Genomic DNA, 15,887 nt, shown 5'->3' with positions numbered 1-15,887 from the left:
CCTGACGTCCTTTCAGAGGAGCAGTTCGAACATCCGGAAGACCTGGTCCCACTCGGTGGAGCCGGGGTTCTTGACGCGCGGGTCGACGATCTTGAACGCCTGGGCGAGCGCCACGCTGAGGCCGCCGGCGACGGCGGGGAGCCGGGCCTCGGTTTCTTCGGAGAGGGCGATCCCGAGCGCGGGACGCGCCAGGAGCTGCTCCAGCAGCGGCACCACTTCCAGGTCCTCGTCCAGCTTGAGGAACTCGTGCATGCGCTCCTGCAGGCCCTTGGTGATCGGCAGGTCCCGCGGCTCGATGACGTCCCGCCCGTTGGCCTTGGCCGTGGCCTTGGCGACCACGAAGAAGTCGTAGATCTTGCGGTCGAGGAACTCGTCGTACCGTTTCAGGTCGCTCTTGTCGACGTCCAGGCTCGCGGCCATCCGGAAGAACCGTTCGAACCTCGCCGCACCCATGACCGGCATCAGGCCTCCTGTGAGAGATGTTCGTGGACGAACCGGACGGCCATGGCGCCTTCCCCGACCGCCGAGGCCACCCGTTTGACCGAGCCGTGCCGTACGTCTCCCACCGCGAAGACCCCCGGCCTGCTCGTCTCCAGCACCTGGGGCGCGCGATGCACCCCGCGCCACACTTCGGCGTCCCGGAACTGCTCGGCGTCCGCCCCGGTGAGCACGAACCCGTCCTCGTCGAGGGCGACCATCCCCGAAAGCCAGGCGGTGTGCGGGGAAGCCCCGATGAAGACGAACAACGCGCGGGCGTCGAGGACGCGGCGCTCGCCGGTGCGGTTGTTCTCGACGACCAGGGATTCGAGGCCGTCGCCGCCGGCGAGCTCACGGACTTCGGTGTGGCCGAGCACGGTGATCCGCGGATGCTGTTCGACCTGCTCGACGAGGTAGCGGGACATGTTCGCGGCGAGATCGCCGCCGCGCACCAGCAGGTAGACCACCGGCGAACCCTCCGCGAGGAACACCGCCGCCTGGCCGGCCGAGTTGCCGCCACCGACCACGGCCACCGGGGATGCGAGGCACCGACGCGCTTCGTGCAGTGTCGCCGCGTAGTAGACGCTGGTCGGCTCGAACGTCTCGATGCCGGGTACGACGAGCCGGCGGTAGCGGGCGCCGGTGGCGATCACGACGGCGCGGGAAACGATCTCGATGCCGTCGTCGAAGCCGACGGCGTAGCGGCCGTCGCGTTCTTCGAGGGTGCACGCCTCGGCCGGGACGGCGACCCGGGCCCCGAACTTGGCCGCCTGGATCACCGACCGTTCGGCCAGCTCCGCCCCGGAGATCCCCGGCGGGAAGCCGAGGTAGTTCTCGATGCGGGACGTCGTCCCGGCCTGGCCGCCCGGGGCCATGGCGTCGAACGCCGAGAGCCGCAACCCGTCGGAAGCGCCGTAGACCACCGCGGCCAGACCGCCGGGCCCGGCACCGACCACGAGCAGGTCGCGCACATCGCGTTCGGAGTCCGGCGGCCGCAGCCCGATTCTCCCGGCCAGCTCGGCGGTGCTCGGGTTCCGCAGCACTTCGGTGCCGTTCAGCACGACCACCGGGGTGTCCGCGACGGCGACGCCGAAGCGCCCCAGGAGCGCTTCGGCCTGCTGGTCCTTGTCGACGTCGACCAGCCGGTACGGGAGCCGGTTGCGCGCCACGAACTCCAGCAGCCGCCTGGTGTCCGGGGAATAGCACGAGCCGACGATCCGCAGTCCGTTGCCGGCTCCGATGAGGACCGTCCGCCGCACGAGGTAGGCGCGCAGGATCAGGTCGCCGAGCACCGGATCGCCGAGCACCAGGTGCCGCACCGTGCTGATCGGGATGGCGAGCACCTCGCCGGGTTCGGCGGCCACGGCGCCGACGAACGCGGGCTGCCCTTCGAGCAGGCCGAGTTCACCGAGGAACCGGCGAGGGCCGTGCACGCGGACGACCTTCGCGTCGTCCCCGGTTCCTTCGGTGACGGCGACCTTGCCGCTCAAGATCACGAAGAACTCGGACGGCCGCCCGCCCTGCGTGTACAGCACTTCGCCGGCCTGGACCGGACGGCGTTCGCCGCCTTCACCGAGGGTGCTGATCTGCTCGTCCGTGAGCCGGGGGAACGCGCCGTGCGGATCCGGGGTCTCGGTCGGCGGCGCGCCGAGGTCGAGCCCTGCCAAGGCGGTCATACGAATGTCTGATCGACGTAGCACCAGCGCCAGGTCTCCCCGGGTTCGAACGAGCGCACGATCGGGTGGCCGATGGCGTGGGCGTGCCTGCTCGCGTGTTTCATCGGCGACGAGTCGCAGCAGCCGACGTGCCCGCACGTCAGGCACAGCCGCAGGTGCAGCCACGGCGTGCCGGCGACCAGGCACTCTTCACACCCCTGCGGGGTTCGCGGCACCACGTCTCGCACGAGCGCGAGATGCCGGTCGACGACACTGGTCATCGCGCGTCACCTTCCGTTGTCGAGTTGTTCGCCGGCCGTGCCAGCGCTTGATCGAGCCACTCGCGCAGCACGGGCACGGGCGCGGCGCCCGCCTGTCGCGCGACGACCTCGCCGCCGCGCAGCACCATGAGCGTCGGCACGGCCTTCACGTCGAACCGCTGGGACAGCCCGGGTGCCTTGTCGACGTCGACCTTCACGAGCTTGACCTGCCCGGCCCGCTCCCGCGCCAGCTGGGCCAGCGCGGGGCTGACCTGGCGGCAGGGTCCGCACCAGGTGGCCCAGAGGTCGACCAGCACCGGCAGCGTGGCCCGCTCCGCGACCTCCGCGAAGTCGGGGTCGCCGGCGTCGACGATCCAGGGCAGTGGCTCGTGGCAGTGCCCGCACTTCGGCTTGCCCGCGGCGGCCGCCGGGACGCGGTTCTTGTGGCCGCAGTGTTCGCAGACGACCGTGGTGGTGGTTCCGGTGCCGGTGCTCATGCCGCGGACCGCCCTTCGCCCCCGCTGTAGGTGACGACGAGCTCGCCGTCCTGGGCGTCGACGGTGATCACCAGTCCCTCGGTCGGTTCACCGCGCAGGAGCGTGCGGCCGATCTTGGTCTCGACCTCGTGGGAGATGTACCGGCGCAGCGGCCGGGCGCCGTACACGGGGTCGAACCCGTGCCGGGCGATGAGTTTCCTGGCCTCCGCCGTCAGCTCGACCGAGATGCCCTGTTCGGTCAGCCGGTGGCGCAGCTCGTCGAACTGCAGGTCGACGATCCGCTCGATCTCGGCCGGCCCGAGCGGGGTGAACAGCACGATGTCGTCGACGCGGTTGAGGAACTCCGGCCGGAAGTGGTGCCGCAGCTCGGCCAGCACGGCGTCCCGGGCGTCCGGCTTGATCTCGCCGGTGGAGGTGACCCCGTCGAGCAGGTGCTGCGAGCCGATGTTGGAGGTCATGATGATCACCGTGTTGCGGAAGTCGACGGTCCGGCCCTGCGCGTCGGTGATCCGGCCGTCGTCGAGCACCTGGAGCAGGGTGTTGAACACGTCCGGGTGCGCCTTCTCGATCTCGTCGAACAGCACGACCGAGTAAGGCTTGCGCCGCACGGCTTCGGTGAGCTGCCCGCCCTCGTCGTAGCCGACGTAACCCGGGGGAGCGCCCAGCAGTCGCGAGACGGTGTGCCGCTCCTGGTACTCGCTCATGTCGAGCCGGACCATGTTCTCCTCGCTGTCGAACAAGGCCGCCGCGAGGGTCTTGGCGAGTTCGGTCTTCCCGACCCCGGTCGGGCCGAGGAAGATGAACGACCCGATCGGCTTGCGCGGATCGCGGATCCCCGAGCGCGCCCGGATGACCGCGTCGGCGACCAGCCGGACGGCCTCGTCCTGGCCGATCACCCGCTCGTGCAGGATCTCGTCGAGGCGCAAGAGCTTTTCCCGTTCGCCTTCCTGCAGCCGGGAAACCGGGATCCCGGTCCAGGCAGCGACGATCTCGGCGATCTCGTCCTCGGTGACGACCTCGTGCAGCAGCCGCTTGCGGCCCTGCTTGCCCGCCAGCTGTTCCTCCTCCGCGGCGAGCCGGCGTTCGGCTTCGGTGATCTCGCCGTAGCGCAGTTCGGCCGCGCGGTTCAGGTCGTAGTTCCGTTCCGCTTCTTCGGCTTCGTGGCGCAGCCGTTCCAGGTCGGACCGCAGCTCCTGGACCCGCCGGATCGCCTGTCGCTCGGCTTCCCACTGCGCCTTCTTCGAGTCCGCTTCGGCACGAAGATCGGCGAGCTCCCGGTCGAGGTCCGCCAACCGTGCCTTGCTGGCCTGGTCGGCTTCCTTGGACAGCGCGGCTTGCTCGATCTCCAGGCGGGTGACGCGCCGGGTGAGCTCGTCGAGCTCGGCGGGCATGGAGTCGATTTCCGTGCGCAGCCGCGCACAAGCCTCGTCGACCAGGTCGATCGCCTTGTCCGGCAGGAACCGGTCGGTGATGTAGCGGTGGGACATCGTCGCCGCGGCGACCAGGGCGCCGTCCTGGATCTTGACCCCGTGGAACACCTCGAGCCGCTCCCGCAGCCCGCGCAGGATCGAGATGGTGTCCTCGACGGAGGGTTCGTCGACGACGACCGTCTGGAACCGGCGCTCCAGCGCGGCGTCCTTCTCGATGTGCTTGCGGTACTCGTCGAGTGTGGTGGCGCCGATCATGTGGAGTTCGCCGCGCGCGAGCATCGGCTTGAGCATGTTCCCGGCGTCCATCGCGCCCTCGGTGGCGCCGGCCCCGACGACCGTGTGCAGCTCGTCGACGAAGAGCAGGATGCGTCCCTCTTCGGCCTTGACCTCGGCCAGCACGGCCTTGAGCCGCTCCTCGAACTCGCCGCGGTACTTCGCCCCGGCGACGAGCGAGCCCATGTCGAGCGAGAAGATCGTCTTGTCCCGCAACCCTTCCGGCACGTCGCCGCGCACGATCCGCTGGGCGAGGCCCTCGACGATCGCCGTCTTGCCGACGCCGGGGTCGCCGATCAGCACGGGGTTGTTCTTCGTCTTCCGCGACAGGATCTGGATCACGCGGCGGATCTCGGAGTCGCGGCCGATCACCGGGTCGAGCTTGCCCGACCGCGCGTCGGCGACCAGGTCGCGGCCGTACTTCTCCAGCGCTTCGTACGCGCCCTCGGGGGTCGCCGAGGTGACCCGCTGGTTGCCGCGGACCTTGGTCAGTGCCGTCAAGAACGACTCGCGCGTCACGCCGTACTGGGTCAGCAGCCGCCCCGCGGCGGACTTCGGACCCTCGTCGGCGAGGGCCAGCACGAGGTGTTCGACGGAGACGTATTCGTCCTTCAGCCGCTTGGCTTCCCGTTCGGCGGCGTCCAGCAGGCCGGCGAGGCGCCGGGTGACGTAGACCTGCCCGGGAGTGGTGCCGGGGCCGGTCACCTTCGGCCGCCGCGAGAGTTCCGCTTCGACGGCTTCACGGAGGCTGTCGACGTCCGCGCCCGCCTGGGCGAGCAGCCGGGGCGCCAGGCCGTCGGGCTGATCGAGCAGGGCGAGCAGCAGGTGCTCACCGTCGGTTTCGGTGTGGCCGTGGCGCTGCGCCACGCTCTGGGCCTCCTGCAGCGCTTCCTGCGATTTCCGGGTCAGCTTGCTCATGTCCATCGCCGGTGGCTCCTGACTTGGGCTTCGAGGACGTCGATGCGGTCCAGCAGATCGAGCACGAGCCCGATGGCCGCGTAGTTGAGGGAAAGACCCGCGCGCAAGCGCTGGATGCGGGCGAGGGTGGCGACCGCGGACGGGGCGAGCCACATCCGCCCGCGCGCGTCGGTCGTGCCGTCCACCAGGCTCAGCGCGACGAACCGGCGGATCAGCTCCGGGTGCAGTCCGCTTCGCGCGGCTGCCGTGTCGAGGCTGAGCCGGACGGGACGGGCGAGCAGGTACTCGGCCATCAGGTCCTCCTCGGGTCGAAATCGGACACGGCGGCGAGCTCTTCGAAGAGCTCCCGCTCCCGTTTGCCGAGCTTCTTCGGCACCATCACGCGCACCTCGGCGTAGAGATCGCCCGGCTTGCCCTTGGGGTTGGGCAGGCCTTCGCCGCGCAGCCGCAGCCGCCGTCCGGTCGACGAACCGGGCACGACCCGCACCTTCACCTCGCCACCGGGGGTCAGCACGGGAACCGTGGCGCCGAGCGCCGCCTCCCAGGGCGTCACCGGCAGCTCGACCGTGAGGTCGCGCCCGGACAGCCGGTAGCGGGGATGCGGCTTGATCCGCACCACGAGGTAGAGGTCGCCGGGCGCGGCGTTCCCGGACGCCCGCCCGCCCTGACCGGCGAGCCGGATGCGCTGCCCGTCGAGCACACCGGCCGGGATGTCGACGTCGTAGCCGCGCTCGCCCGCGCCGGCGATGCTCAAGTGCCGTCGCCCGCCCCGGTAGGCCTCCTCGACCGTCAGCTCGAGCTCGGCCTCCTGGTCGGCGCCCGCGATCGGCCCACCGGCACCCCGGCTCCGGAAGAAGCCGCCCAGCAGGTCCTCGATGTCGACGCCTTCGAAGCCCTCGGATCCGCCGCCGAATCCCGGGCCGGCCCGGGGGTGGCGGACACGGCCGCCGCCCCGCCGACCGGCACCGGCGTACGCCCGCTCGTCGAAGTCGTCGGGCACCCGGCGGAAGTCCGCGCCGAACCGGTCGTACTTCTTGCGCTGCTCCGGGTCGGACAGCACCTGGTAGGCCTCGCTGACCTCCTTGAAGCGCTCTTCGGCGCCCGGGTCGGAGTTCACGTCGGGGTGGAGCTGCCGCGCCAGTTTCCGGTACGCCCGCTGGATTTCTTCGGTGCTCGCCGTTCTGGCGACACCGAGAGCCTCGTAGAAATCAGTCGCCACCCGCGATCACCCCTGGGACTTGGACACCGCCACGGCCGCCGGCCGCAGCTGGTGCCGGTCGGTCCCGTAGCCGGGGCGCACGACGTGGGTTACCGTGTTCGGTGCGGTGGCCGGGTCCTCGACGACGGCGACGACCTCGTGCCGGTTCGGGTCGAACCGGACGCCGGTTTCGTCGTCACGCGGGTACCCGAGCCCGGCGAGCAGGCGGACGGCCTGCTCCCGGGTCGCGCGGACACCCTGCACGATGGCCGACGGGTCCGCCTCGGCGTGCGCGAGCGCCAACTCCAGGTTGTCGAGCACCGGGAGCCAGGCCGCGGCGACCCTCGCCCGCTCGGCTTCCACCTCCCGCCGCAGTTCGGTGGCCTGGCGCTTGCGCACGTTGTCGAGGTCGGCCGCGGCGCGGCGCCACCGGTCCTCGAGCTCGGCGAGCTTCCCGTCCACCCCGGTCGCCGGGGCCGGCACCTCCTGGGGGCGGGAATCCGTGCCCGCCCCGGCGACCTCCGCGGAGGGTTCTCCCTGCTCCGCGGCCCTTCCTGTGGTGGCCATCGCGCTGCCTCACGCCCGGTCGAAGTCGGCGTCGATCACGTCGTCCTCGTCGGCGGCGTGCCGGGGGCCGCCGCCTTCGCCGTTGCCGCTTTCACCGTTGCCGCCGCTCGCCCGGGGCGTGTTGAGCCCGGCCAGCACCTGCTGCAGCTCCGAGGTCAGCTCGCGCACCCGGTCCAGCGGAGCGGCGTCCTTCACCGCCTCGCGAGCGTCTTGGACGAGCATCTCCGCCCGCGCCTTCTCGTGCGGTGGAGTGGTGTCCGTGATGGCCCGCTCGACCTGGTAGGCGGCCGAATCGAGCAGGTTGCGCGCGTCGATCTCCTCGCGCAGCCGCTGGTCCTCCGACCGGTTGCGTTCGGCTTCGCTGACCATGCGGTCGATCTCCGCCTGGTCGAGGTTCGAGCTTTCGCTGATGGTGATGCCTTGCTCGGTGCCGGTGTCCTTGTCGCGCGCGGTGACGTTGACGATGCCGTTGGCGTCGACGTCGAAGGTGACTTCGACCTGGGGTTCGCCGCGGGGTGCGGGCCGGATGTCGGTGAGCTGGAAGCGCCCGAGCACCCGGTTGTCGGCGGCGCGTTCGCGTTCGCCTTGGAGCACCACGACGTCGACCGCGGGCTGGTTGTCCTCCGCGGTGGAGAACACCTCGGTCCGCCGCGCCGGGATCGTCGTGTTGCGTTCGACGATCTTCGTCATCACGCCGCCGCGGGTTTCCACGCCGAGCGACAGCGGCGTGACGTCGAGCAGCAGGACGTCCTTGACCTCGCCCTTGAGCACCCCGGCCTGGACCGCCGCGCCGAGCGCGACGACCTCGTCCGGGTTGACGCTCATGTTCGGGTCCTTGCCGCCGGTGAGCCGGCGGACCAGGCTTTGCACGGCGGGGATGCGGGTGGAGCCGCCGACGAGGATGACTTCGTCGATGTCGTTCGCGGTGACTTTGGCGTCGGCCATGGCTTGCTTGACCGGGCCGAGGCAGCGCTCGACGAGGTCGGCGGTGATCTGCTCGAACACCGAGCGCATCAAGGTGGTCGTGAGGTGCTTCGGGCCGTCCTGGCCCGCGGTGATGAAGGGCAGGTTGACGCTGGTCTGGCTGACCGAGCTGAGTTCGACCTTCGCCTTTTCCGCGGCTTCGAAGAGCCGTTGCAGTGCCTGCGGGTCCGAACGCAGGTCGATGCCGTTGTCCTGCTTGAACCGATCGGCGAGGTGGTCCACGATCCGGCGGTCGAAGTCGTCGCCGCCGAGGTGGGTGTCCCCGGCGGTCGAGCGGACCTCGACCACGCCGTCGCCGACGTCGAGCAGGCTCACGTCGAAGGTGCCGCCGCCGAGGTCGAACACGAGGACCGTCTCGTGGCCCTTCGAGTCGAGTCCGTAGGCGAGCGCGGCGGCGGTCGGCTCGTTGATGATCCGCAGGACCTCGAGGCCGGCGATCTTGCCGGCGTCCTTGGTGGCCTGCCGCTGGGCGTCGTTGAAGTACGCGGGCACGGTGACGACGGCTTCGGTCACCCGCTCGCCGAGGAACTTGCCCGCGTCGTCGGCGAGCTTGCGCAGGATCTGCGCGCTGATCTCCTCCGGCGAGTGGAGCTTGTCGCGGACCTTGAACCGGACGACGCCGCCCTCGCCCTCGACGACGTCGAATCCGACCGCCTTGGCCTCGTCGGACACCTCGTCGAACTTGCGGCCGATGAACCTCTTCGCCGAGTAGATGGTGCCCTTCGGGTTGAGGATCGCCTGCCGGCGGGCGAGCTGGCCCACCAGCCGTTCGCCGCTTTCGGTGAACGCGACCACCGACGGGGTGGTCCGGGCGCCTTCGGAGTTGGCGATGACCGTGGGCTCGCCGCCTTCCCAGACGGCGATCACCGAGTTGGTCGTGCCCAGGTCGATGCCGACCGCCTTCGCCATCACACACCTCCGGTCATCTTGGCGAGCAGGTCCTTGGCTTCGCCGGCCACCGCTTCGTCGGCGACGACCTCGTAGCGGGTCGGCGTCATCACCCGGACCGACGCGAAGTCGCGGCGGCCGCCCTGGAGTGCGTGCGCGACGAGGCCGAAGAGCGCGCCGATCACCGCGCCGAACACGAGGCCGTAGAGGGCGAGGGTGAAGGCGGCCAGCACCGGCGTGAACCAGTTGAAGATCCCGAACAGCCAGCCGATCAGCAGCCCGGTGAGGGCGCCCGAGCCGGCTCCCCGCAAAGCGGCGCCGCCGTAGTTGAGGCGCCCGACGACCTGCTCGACCAGCTTGACGTCCGAGCCGATGATGGCGACCCGCTCGACCGGGAAACCGTTGTCCGACAGGTAGTCGACGGCACGCTCGGCTTCGCTGTAGCTTTCGTAGGACCCGATCGGACGGCGCTGGTCCGAAGCGTGGGGGTCCGAAGAGTGACGCGGTGGTGGCGCCGTGGCGCCCGGCTGCGCAGTCATCGTCCGGCTCCTAGACGTTGGCGGGTTCTTCTCGGGAAACCTGTTCGGCGATGCGGGGCTTCTGTTCGGCCGTCCCGGAACCGGTGCCGATTTCAACCTTGCGGGGCTTGCTGGCTTCGGCGATCGGGATACCGAGCATGAGCACACCGCGGTCGAACTCCGCGGACAGCCGCGTGCTGTCCAGGTTGTCGCCGAGGAAGAACTGGCGGCTGAACTCGCCCTGCGGCCGTTCGTCGACCAGCAGTTCGTCACCTTCCCGGCGTAGCGGGGCGCGGCGGGTGCGCACGGTCACCACATTGCGTTCCACCGTCACGTCGACGTCGCCGGGGTCCACTCCCGGCAGGTCCAGGGCGACGACGAACCGGTCGCCGCGGCGAAAGGCCTCCATCGGCATCGCCCGCGGGCCGCGGGTGCCGGCCACGGCCTGCTCGGTCAAGCGTTCGAGATCACGGAAGGGGTCGAAACGCATCAAGGTCATGACTCTCCTCATTTCTCGCCCGGGTACGTGCCGCGAAGAGATCCACCGCGTCAAATCGACTTGCGACGCGGTTTCCGGTCGGACACGAGTTCTGCGAATGCCGGCAGAATCGGGGCTGTCGCAGTGACCTTTCGGGATAGCCACACAGTGGCAAGGACGGCCGTCCCGGCGCGTGCGCCTGGCAGGTCGAAATTCGCGCGAACGATCGACCCCGCAGAGCAGGAACCACCGTGTAGGGTTTTGGGCAGTCGGCGGTCGGAGGTCCCGATGACACCCGCGACGACGGGCGACCGAGCCCACGAAACTCCACAAAGGCCGGACAGCTGGTGGCGTGACCAGTTGTCGAACCTGCACGGGCTCTTCGTCGTCTCGACGATGATGTTCGACGGCCGGGAAGCCGACGACATCGTCCGGCTGGCCGCCACCTCGGTACCGTCGTTGAGCGGCTGCGGCGTCAAGGCGGTGTACCTGGTCGTCGACGGTGCGCTCAGCCGTCGTGACGGCGCGGAGCCGGACGCGGAGCTCGACCGGCAGGTCCGCCTCCTCGACGGAGACGGCGGTCCGCTCGTCCTGACCGGCGGCGGCTGGTGCTGGGGCTTCGCGCTGCGTGGGCCGAGCGGGCCGAAGGGCTACCTGGTGGTGCACGCGGCGGTGGAGCCGCCGAAGGACGAGTTCTTCCTGCTCGAAGCGCTCGGCCGGCAGACGGCGGGTGCGCTGGCGAACGCCTCGCTCCACCTGCGCGAGCGCGCGCACGCGGTCGAACTGCAGGAGGTCAACGGCAGGCTGTCCGCCTCGGTGGCCCGGCTCGAGCAGCAGACCCACGTGCACGAGGTGCTCAGCGACATCTCCGTGTCCGGTGCGGGTGAGCCGGGCATCGCCTACGCGGTGCACCAGCTGACGTCGTTGCCGGTCGCGATCGAAGACCGGTTCGGCAACCTGCGGGCGTGGGCCGGTCCCGGCAAGCCCGACCCGTACCCGAAGGCCCGAGCCCACCGGCGCGAGGAGCTGCTCCGGCGGGCCGCGGCGGTTCCCCATCCGGTCCGGGAGAAGGATCGGCTGATCTCGCTGGTCAAGCCGCAGCACGAGGTCCTCGGTGTGGTCGCGCTCGTGGACCCGCGCAGGACCGTGGGAAGCCACGAGGTGTTCGCGCTCGAATACGGGACGACGGTGCTGGCCCTGGAGCTGTCGCACCTGCGCAACCTCGCCGAGGTCGAGCTGCGCCTGCACCGTGACCTGGTCGACGACCTGATCACCGGCACCGACGACGAGAGCGCCTACGCTCGCGCCGACGCGCTCGGGCACGACCTGCGTGGTCCTCATCGCGTGATCGTCGTGCGGTGGGGCGGGAGGCAGACCGACGACGCCGTCGCCGAGGCCGCGGGCCGGGCGGTCGCCTCCCTACAGCTGAGCTCGATGATCTCGCGGCGCTCGGGAGCGGTGGTGCTCCTCGTCAGCGGCCGCCCGGACGGGGACACGCTGTACCGCCTGCTTTCGGAAAACCTCGGAAGCGGCGGTGCACTCGGCGTCGGCGGGCGCTGCGACCGCCCCGGCGACTTTCCGAAATCCTATTCGGAAGCGATGCGAGCCCTGGATATCCGCCGGAAATCAAGATCGCCCGACGGACCGACAACGTTCGATCACCTGGGCCTTTACCGTATTTTGGACACCGGGGTGAATCGCGGCGAAATCGTTGCGTTCGTGCGGGAATGGCTGGGCCCGCTTCTCGACTACGACGAGCACAAGAGCACGGACCTGGTCCGGACGCTGTCGCAGTACCTCGAATGCGGCGGGCACTACGACGAAACCGCTTCCGCGCTGGTGATCCACCGCAGCACCCTGCGCTACCGGCTGGGCCGGATCCGGGAGCTCACCGACCTCGACCTCAACGACGTCGAAAGCCGGCTCAACCTGCACGTGGCGACCCGAGCGTGGAAGGTGCTGGGGGGCTCGACGTGACCGGGAGGGGCCGGCCGAACCCCGCCGGACCCCCCAGGAGTGTCCTGGCGTTACCGTCGGAACGGGGCTACCGTCATCTGTGCTCGCGTCCAAACAGGACGAAATCCGACACACAAGACGACAGCTGAGTAAGGAAAACTCATGACCGAGGCACCGACCGTAGGGCTGCTCGTGACGATGGAGGCCAAGCCGGGCCGGGAGAGCGACGTCGAGAAGTTCCTCGAGTCGGGCCGGGCGCTCGTCGACGAGGAGCCGGCGACCACCGCCTGGTTCGCGTTCCGTCTCGGTGACACGACGTTCGGGATCTACGACGTGTTCCCCGACGACGCGGGACGCGAGGCACACCTGAACGGCAAGGTGGCCGAGGCCCTGATGGCCCAGGCACCCGATCTCTTCGCCGGCACCCCCGTCATCCAGCGGGTCGACATCCTGGCCTCGAAACTGCCCTGACCCGGCACTCGCCGGGCGGTTTCGTGCTCAAGGCCGGGGGAGCCGGATCCTGATCGGGCCCCGCCACCGACCGTCCGGGTCGAGTGGCTCACCGCGCTGGCTGAGCTCCACCTGGCCGCCGCGGGCGAGATCACGAGCCAGCTTCAGCGCTTCCGGCATGAGGGGTCGCCAGTCGGCGGCCACTGCTCTCGCCGCGTCGGAGGGGCAGGTGCTGCTGTCCGTGCCCCGTGCGGTGGCCAGCGCGAGGATGGCGGCCCGGAGACCTTCGGCCGGGGTTTCGGCGGTCAGGGCGATCCGCGCCTGCTCGGCCGCGAAACCGGCACCGTGCTGTGTCCGTTCCAGCTCACGCCGCGGGCCGGACTGATCGGTCATACCTCCCAGGATCGCACCGCCCCGCCGGACGTGCCACTGATCGGGTGATCTTCAGCGGGCCGGTGTGAACCCGGAATCAGCCGGGTATCCGGTCGCGTCTTGGTCCGCGAAACCCGCCGGAGGTCACCCATGGCTGCTCGATCCGCGCCGTCGCCCGGCCCCGACGTCGTCCGGCTGGCGATGGATGTCCTTGCCGCACAAGGACTCGGTCAAGCCGCGGCCCGCAGCGCGCTGGCCGCGATGGCCCGGGATCGGGGGTTGCCACTGGCCGGGTGCGCCGCGCTGGTCGTGGCCATGGTCGACGGGCGGGCTCGATGACCGCGCTCGACGGCCGGGGAGCCGGGAGCGAGCACCCCGCCGGCCTCGGGCTCGCCGCCGGTGGCTTCGGGTGGCTCACGCTTCCGCCGGAATCCTGGAACCGGGACCGGCAACGGTAAATCAGCGGACCGATCCGTGCGGCAGGACGGCGTGCACCCCCCACGTCTCGTTGGCGACCTGGGTGATCCGCAGATCGACCACGGGGCTGGCGAGGGCGAGCGCGGTCGGCCGGTCCAGGTCGAAGAGGTGCTGCAGCCAAGTCGTCATGGCGGCCAGCGCGTCCGCCGCCGCCTGGTTGAGGTCGGCGCCGAAGCCGAAGGTGAGCCGGCCTTCCGGCGTCTCGGCGTGGATGCCCGGGAGCACGGGATCCGCCGACAGCGTGAGGGTCACCCCGGTCGTCATCGAGCACTCGATCGCCGTCCCGCCGACTTCGCCCTGTCCCTGCGCGGCGTGGCCGTCACCCAGGTGCAGCAGCGCGCCGGGCACGGTCACCGGCAGGAACAGCGTGGACCCGGCGACGAGGTCCCGGCAGTCGATGTTGCCGCCGCCGGCCGCCCTCGGCGGGATGGTCGAGTGCGGCCCCGGTTCGGCGGGCGGGACGCCGGCGACGCCGAGGAACGGCGCGACGCCGACGGTGTGGCCGAGGTTGCTGGTGGCGGTGTCGCCGTCGATGTCCCAGGTCAGCCGCGTGCCCGGGCCGCCGGCCACGCCGAGGGCGCGGTTGAGCGCGGTGTCCTTCACCCCGGCCGACGTCCAGCCCCAGTCCGCGGGCGTGATCGACGTGAAGTGCACGCCCAGGACCAGGCCGGGCTCGGCGCCGCGCACCGCGATCGGGCCCGTCAGGCAGTGCCCGCGCCGGCCGGGGATCATCGTGGGGCCGTCGATCCGGCGTTCCAGGTACCCCGCGGCATCGAGTGACGCGACCACGAGGGAATCGCCGGGGTCGACCGTGAGCACGGGTGGGGTGTCCCGGTCGAAAACGTCCACAGTGGTCTCACGTGTCGCCGGGAGCCGGTGTTCGGCCACGATTCGTCTCCTGCCGTTTCGGGTCTTCAGGGAAGCATGAACCCCGCGGTCCGTTTCAGGCGGACGGCGGTCAGGACGCCGTCACTGCGCGTCGGCCGAAACCGAGGCGGCAGGCCCGATCAGCCGCCGGTGTCCTTCCGGTGCGCGAGGGCACGGCCGGCCGGCAGGCCGTCGACGAACCGGTGCAGGAAGGCGATGACCTCGCCGGTGTCGCTCCCGGCGCCGGCGGTGTCGAGCCGGTCGTAGAGCTCGTCCTCGATCTCGCTGATGCCCGCGGCGATGCGTGCGCCTTCGGGGGTGAGCGTGAGCCGGACCTGGCGGCGGTCGTGGTCGGCGGGGAGGCGGTCGATCAGGCCGGTGGTGGTCAGGCGGTCGACCAGCCGGCTGGGGTTGCTGCCGCTTTCGCAGACCAGCAGGGCGCCCAGTCCGTTGAGGGTCAGTGGCTGGCGCTCCTGCAGGAGCGCCAGGACCTCGGCTTGCGACGGGGTGACCCCGAGCGGCTTGAGGGCCTGGGCGAGCAGGCGGTTGCCTTCCCGCTGCGCGGCCAGGATCAGGAACCGCAGCTCTTCGGCAGGGCGCATGGGAATAGATTACACGTCATCAGATGTCGTATCACCTATCGACCGGGTGGAACGAGGGAAGGACCTCTGATGAGCTTCGAGATCACGCAGGACGTCGACCGGCCGCCGGCGCGGGTGTTCGCGTTCGTCGCCGACGTCACGACCATGCCGCGCTGGTACGAGGCGGTGGTCCGGGTCGAGCCCGCCGACCCGGCCGGGCCGGGAGCCCGGTTCCGCATGGTGCGGTCGCTGCCCGCCGGCCCGGCGCACAACGACGTCGAAATCACCACGTGGGTGCCGGACGAAGAGATCACCTTCGCGTCCGTGACCGGCCCCACCCCGTTCCGGTACCGCTACCGGTTCGCGCCGGCGGCGACGGGTACCCGCCTGACGCTCGAAGGGCAGATCAGCGCGGAGGGACTACCGGGCCCGGCCGGTCACCTCGGCGGCCTCGCCGAACGCTTCTTCAAGCAGGGCATGAAAACCAACCTGCGCCGTCTCGCGCGGTCCGTCGAGTCGGGCACGGCGGGCTGACGTCGCTCGCGCGGGTCAGCGCGACGGGGTTTCTATCGAGCGGCGGGTGAGGTGCTCGACCAGGATCGGGACGTAGCTGCGGATCCTGGCGGTGTCGAACCGGTGGTGGTAGCCGCGGACGCGCTCGGCGAGGTCCGCGGGCGAAATCTCGCCGGGTGGGTAGCGCTTCCGGAGCCGTGCGGTGATCTCGCCGATTTCCTCGGCCTGGCTCGGCCGGCCGCCGGCTTCGCCGGGCGACGCGGAGTGCTCCATCGTCAACCCGGGTTCGTGGATGCGCATCGTCCTCACTGCCTTCGCTGGGAGGATCCCAGCTTCCCACTCCGGCCCGGGCTCCGACGTGAACAGTGCACGTCACCAGCCCCCCGGTCCAGGGCGAACCGGCCGAGCCACGCCGGGCGGGATCCGGCGGGGATACACTGGCGGTGGTTCCGCGCGTCACGGCGTCCTCGTCGCTGCCGGCGGTTCTTCCTCCGTGCCTCGGACCCCGGCGCCGTCTGCCCCTTCTCG

19 protein-coding genes are annotated in these 15,887 nt (G+C 70.8%); 4 read left to right on the top strand and 15 right to left on the bottom strand.

All coding sequences use genetic code 11. The features are described from left to right. Window positions 1-12 precede the first annotated feature (12 nt). The 11 genes from ACGFMK_RS23685 to ACGFMK_RS23635 are packed head-to-tail and all read right to left on the bottom strand — an operon-like array spanning window position 13 to window position 10,164. Complete coding sequence (locus tag ACGFMK_RS23685) at window positions 13-462, bottom strand: DUF1931 family protein (protein ID WP_392766934.1); 450 nt, start codon at window positions 460-462, stop codon at window positions 13-15. Next, on the bottom strand, window positions 462-2,153 hold the full coding sequence (locus ACGFMK_RS23680; protein ID WP_392766931.1) for an FAD-dependent oxidoreductase: 1,692 nt from the start codon (window positions 2,151-2,153) through the stop codon (window positions 462-464). Before ACGFMK_RS23680 ends, ACGFMK_RS23685 begins: the two co-directional genes overlap by 1 nt. Beyond that, window positions 2,150-2,413, bottom strand: coding sequence for a ubiquitin carboxyl-terminal hydrolase 14 (locus ACGFMK_RS23675; protein ID WP_392766929.1), 264 nt, complete (start codon window positions 2,411-2,413; stop codon window positions 2,150-2,152). Before ACGFMK_RS23675 ends, ACGFMK_RS23680 begins: the two co-directional genes overlap by 4 nt. Beyond that, window positions 2,410-2,889, bottom strand: a complete 480-nt coding sequence (trxA, locus tag ACGFMK_RS23670) for a thioredoxin (RefSeq protein WP_392766926.1) — start codon at window positions 2,887-2,889, stop codon at window positions 2,410-2,412. Before trxA ends, ACGFMK_RS23675 begins: the two co-directional genes overlap by 4 nt. Next, a complete protein-coding gene (gene clpB, locus ACGFMK_RS23665) occupies window positions 2,886-5,516 on the bottom strand; it encodes an ATP-dependent chaperone ClpB (protein WP_392766924.1) in 2,631 nt (876 codons plus the stop codon). The genes trxA and clpB overlap by 4 nt, the downstream gene beginning before the upstream one ends. After that, a complete protein-coding gene (locus ACGFMK_RS23660; RefSeq protein ID WP_392766922.1) occupies window positions 5,507-5,803 on the bottom strand; it encodes a chaperone modulator CbpM in 297 nt (98 codons plus the stop codon). Before ACGFMK_RS23660 ends, clpB begins: the two co-directional genes overlap by 10 nt. Next, window positions 5,803-6,729, bottom strand: a complete 927-nt coding sequence (locus tag ACGFMK_RS23655) for a DnaJ C-terminal domain-containing protein (protein WP_392766920.1) — start codon at window positions 6,727-6,729, stop codon at window positions 5,803-5,805. Before ACGFMK_RS23655 ends, ACGFMK_RS23660 begins: the two co-directional genes overlap by 1 nt. Window positions 6,730-6,735: 6 nt before the next feature. Further along, the gene (locus ACGFMK_RS23650) at window positions 6,736-7,275 is read right to left on the bottom strand and encodes a nucleotide exchange factor GrpE (protein WP_392766917.1); all 540 of its coding nucleotides are present in this window, start codon (window positions 7,273-7,275) and stop codon (window positions 6,736-6,738) included. A 9-nt stretch (window positions 7,276-7,284) separates the two neighbouring features. Further along, window positions 7,285-9,168, bottom strand: coding sequence for a molecular chaperone DnaK (dnaK, locus tag ACGFMK_RS23645; protein WP_392766914.1), 1,884 nt, complete (start codon window positions 9,166-9,168; stop codon window positions 7,285-7,287). Beyond that, window positions 9,168-9,686 carry a general stress protein gene (locus ACGFMK_RS23640; RefSeq protein ID WP_392766911.1) on the bottom strand — a complete coding sequence of 173 codons (519 nt, stop codon included), beginning with the start codon at window positions 9,684-9,686 and terminating at the stop codon, window positions 9,168-9,170. Before ACGFMK_RS23640 ends, dnaK begins: the two co-directional genes overlap by 1 nt. Before the next feature lie 10 nt (window positions 9,687-9,696). Continuing rightward, entirely contained in the window at window positions 9,697-10,164 is a 468-nt protein-coding gene (locus tag ACGFMK_RS23635) for an Hsp20/alpha crystallin family protein (protein ID WP_392766908.1), read from the bottom strand. Window positions 10,165-10,503: 339 nt separating this feature from the next. Here ACGFMK_RS23635 and ACGFMK_RS23630 point away from each other — a divergent pair, with 339 nt between their 5' ends. Both ACGFMK_RS23630 and ACGFMK_RS23625 read left to right on the top strand, forming a co-directional pair. Beyond that, window positions 10,504-12,120, top strand: a complete 1,617-nt coding sequence (locus tag ACGFMK_RS23630; RefSeq protein ID WP_392766905.1) for a PucR family transcriptional regulator — start codon at window positions 10,504-10,506, stop codon at window positions 12,118-12,120. Window positions 12,121-12,261: 141 nt separating this feature from the next. Further along, window positions 12,262-12,570: a putative quinol monooxygenase gene (locus ACGFMK_RS23625; protein WP_392766903.1), complete on the top strand. Its 309-nt coding sequence runs from the start codon at window positions 12,262-12,264 to the stop codon at window positions 12,568-12,570. A 27-nt stretch (window positions 12,571-12,597) separates the two neighbouring features. On the opposite strand, the gene ACGFMK_RS23620 is transcribed toward ACGFMK_RS23625, so the two are convergent. After that, window positions 12,598-12,942 (bottom strand): DUF3253 domain-containing protein, encoded by a 345-nt coding sequence (locus tag ACGFMK_RS23620; RefSeq protein WP_392766900.1) that lies wholly within the window; start codon window positions 12,940-12,942, stop codon window positions 12,598-12,600. 129 nt (window positions 12,943-13,071) lie between these two features. On the opposite strand from ACGFMK_RS23620, the gene ACGFMK_RS23615 reads away from it, so the two are divergent. Continuing rightward, window positions 13,072-13,260, top strand: coding sequence for a hypothetical protein (locus ACGFMK_RS23615; RefSeq protein ID WP_392766898.1), 189 nt, complete (start codon window positions 13,072-13,074; stop codon window positions 13,258-13,260). Window positions 13,261-13,380: 120 nt separating this feature from the next. Here ACGFMK_RS23615 and ACGFMK_RS23610 read toward each other — a convergent pair whose 3' ends face one another. Beyond that, a complete protein-coding gene (locus ACGFMK_RS23610) occupies window positions 13,381-14,286 on the bottom strand; it encodes an acetamidase/formamidase family protein (RefSeq protein WP_392766895.1) in 906 nt (301 codons plus the stop codon). 119 nt (window positions 14,287-14,405) lie between these two features. Then, entirely contained in the window at window positions 14,406-14,867 is a 462-nt protein-coding gene (locus ACGFMK_RS23605; RefSeq protein ID WP_392766893.1) for a MarR family winged helix-turn-helix transcriptional regulator, read from the bottom strand. Window positions 14,868-14,936: 69 nt separating this feature from the next. Here ACGFMK_RS23605 and ACGFMK_RS23600 point away from each other — a divergent pair, with 69 nt between their 5' ends. After that, entirely contained in the window at window positions 14,937-15,380 is a 444-nt protein-coding gene (locus ACGFMK_RS23600; protein WP_392766890.1) for an SRPBCC family protein, read from the top strand. A 15-nt stretch (window positions 15,381-15,395) separates the two neighbouring features. Here the strand turns inward: ACGFMK_RS23600 and ACGFMK_RS23595 are convergent, their stop codons facing one another. After that, the gene (locus tag ACGFMK_RS23595) at window positions 15,396-15,659 is read right to left on the bottom strand and encodes a three-helix bundle dimerization domain-containing protein (protein ID WP_392766888.1); all 264 of its coding nucleotides are present in this window, start codon (window positions 15,657-15,659) and stop codon (window positions 15,396-15,398) included. Between the last annotated feature and the right edge of the window lie 228 nt (window positions 15,660-15,887).

Source organism: Amycolatopsis sp. NPDC049252 (assembly GCF_043197175.1).
GTDB lineage: Bacteria > Actinomycetota > Actinomycetes > Mycobacteriales > Pseudonocardiaceae > Amycolatopsis.
This window is presented reverse-complemented; position numbering and strand designations above follow the sequence as displayed.

Excerpts from the sequence above, each read along its gene's own strand:
- ACGFMK_RS23650 (WP_392766917.1), bottom strand. The coding sequence starts at position 7,275 with ATGGCCACCACAGGAAGGGCCGCGGAGCAGGGAGAACCCTCCGCGGAG.
- ACGFMK_RS23605 (WP_392766893.1), bottom strand. The coding sequence starts at position 14,867 with ATGCGCCCTGCCGAAGAGCTGCGGTTCCTGATCCTGGCCGCGCAGCGG.
- clpB (WP_392766924.1), bottom strand. The coding sequence starts at position 5,516 with ATGGACATGAGCAAGCTGACCCGGAAATCGCAGGAAGCGCTGCAGGAG.
- ACGFMK_RS23640 (WP_392766911.1), bottom strand. The coding sequence starts at position 9,686 with ATGACTGCGCAGCCGGGCGCCACGGCGCCACCACCGCGTCACTCTTCG.
- ACGFMK_RS23685 (WP_392766934.1), bottom strand. The coding sequence starts at position 462 with ATGCCGGTCATGGGTGCGGCGAGGTTCGAACGGTTCTTCCGGATGGCC.
- ACGFMK_RS23660 (WP_392766922.1), bottom strand. The coding sequence starts at position 5,803 with ATGGCCGAGTACCTGCTCGCCCGTCCCGTCCGGCTCAGCCTCGACACG.
- trxA (WP_392766926.1), bottom strand. The coding sequence starts at position 2,889 with ATGAGCACCGGCACCGGAACCACCACCACGGTCGTCTGCGAACACTGC.
- ACGFMK_RS23600 (WP_392766890.1), top strand. The coding sequence starts at position 14,937 with ATGAGCTTCGAGATCACGCAGGACGTCGACCGGCCGCCGGCGCGGGTG.
- dnaK (WP_392766914.1), bottom strand. The coding sequence starts at position 9,168 with ATGGCGAAGGCGGTCGGCATCGACCTGGGCACGACCAACTCGGTGATC.
- ACGFMK_RS23635 (WP_392766908.1), bottom strand. The coding sequence starts at position 10,164 with ATGACCTTGATGCGTTTCGACCCCTTCCGTGATCTCGAACGCTTGACC.
- ACGFMK_RS23615 (WP_392766898.1), top strand. The coding sequence starts at position 13,072 with ATGGCTGCTCGATCCGCGCCGTCGCCCGGCCCCGACGTCGTCCGGCTG.
- ACGFMK_RS23620 (WP_392766900.1), bottom strand. The coding sequence starts at position 12,942 with ATGACCGATCAGTCCGGCCCGCGGCGTGAGCTGGAACGGACACAGCAC.
- ACGFMK_RS23625 (WP_392766903.1), top strand. The coding sequence starts at position 12,262 with ATGACCGAGGCACCGACCGTAGGGCTGCTCGTGACGATGGAGGCCAAG.
- ACGFMK_RS23675 (WP_392766929.1), bottom strand. The coding sequence starts at position 2,413 with ATGACCAGTGTCGTCGACCGGCATCTCGCGCTCGTGCGAGACGTGGTG.
- ACGFMK_RS23680 (WP_392766931.1), bottom strand. The coding sequence starts at position 2,153 with ATGACCGCCTTGGCAGGGCTCGACCTCGGCGCGCCGCCGACCGAGACC.
- ACGFMK_RS23595 (WP_392766888.1), bottom strand. The coding sequence starts at position 15,659 with ATGCGCATCCACGAACCCGGGTTGACGATGGAGCACTCCGCGTCGCCC.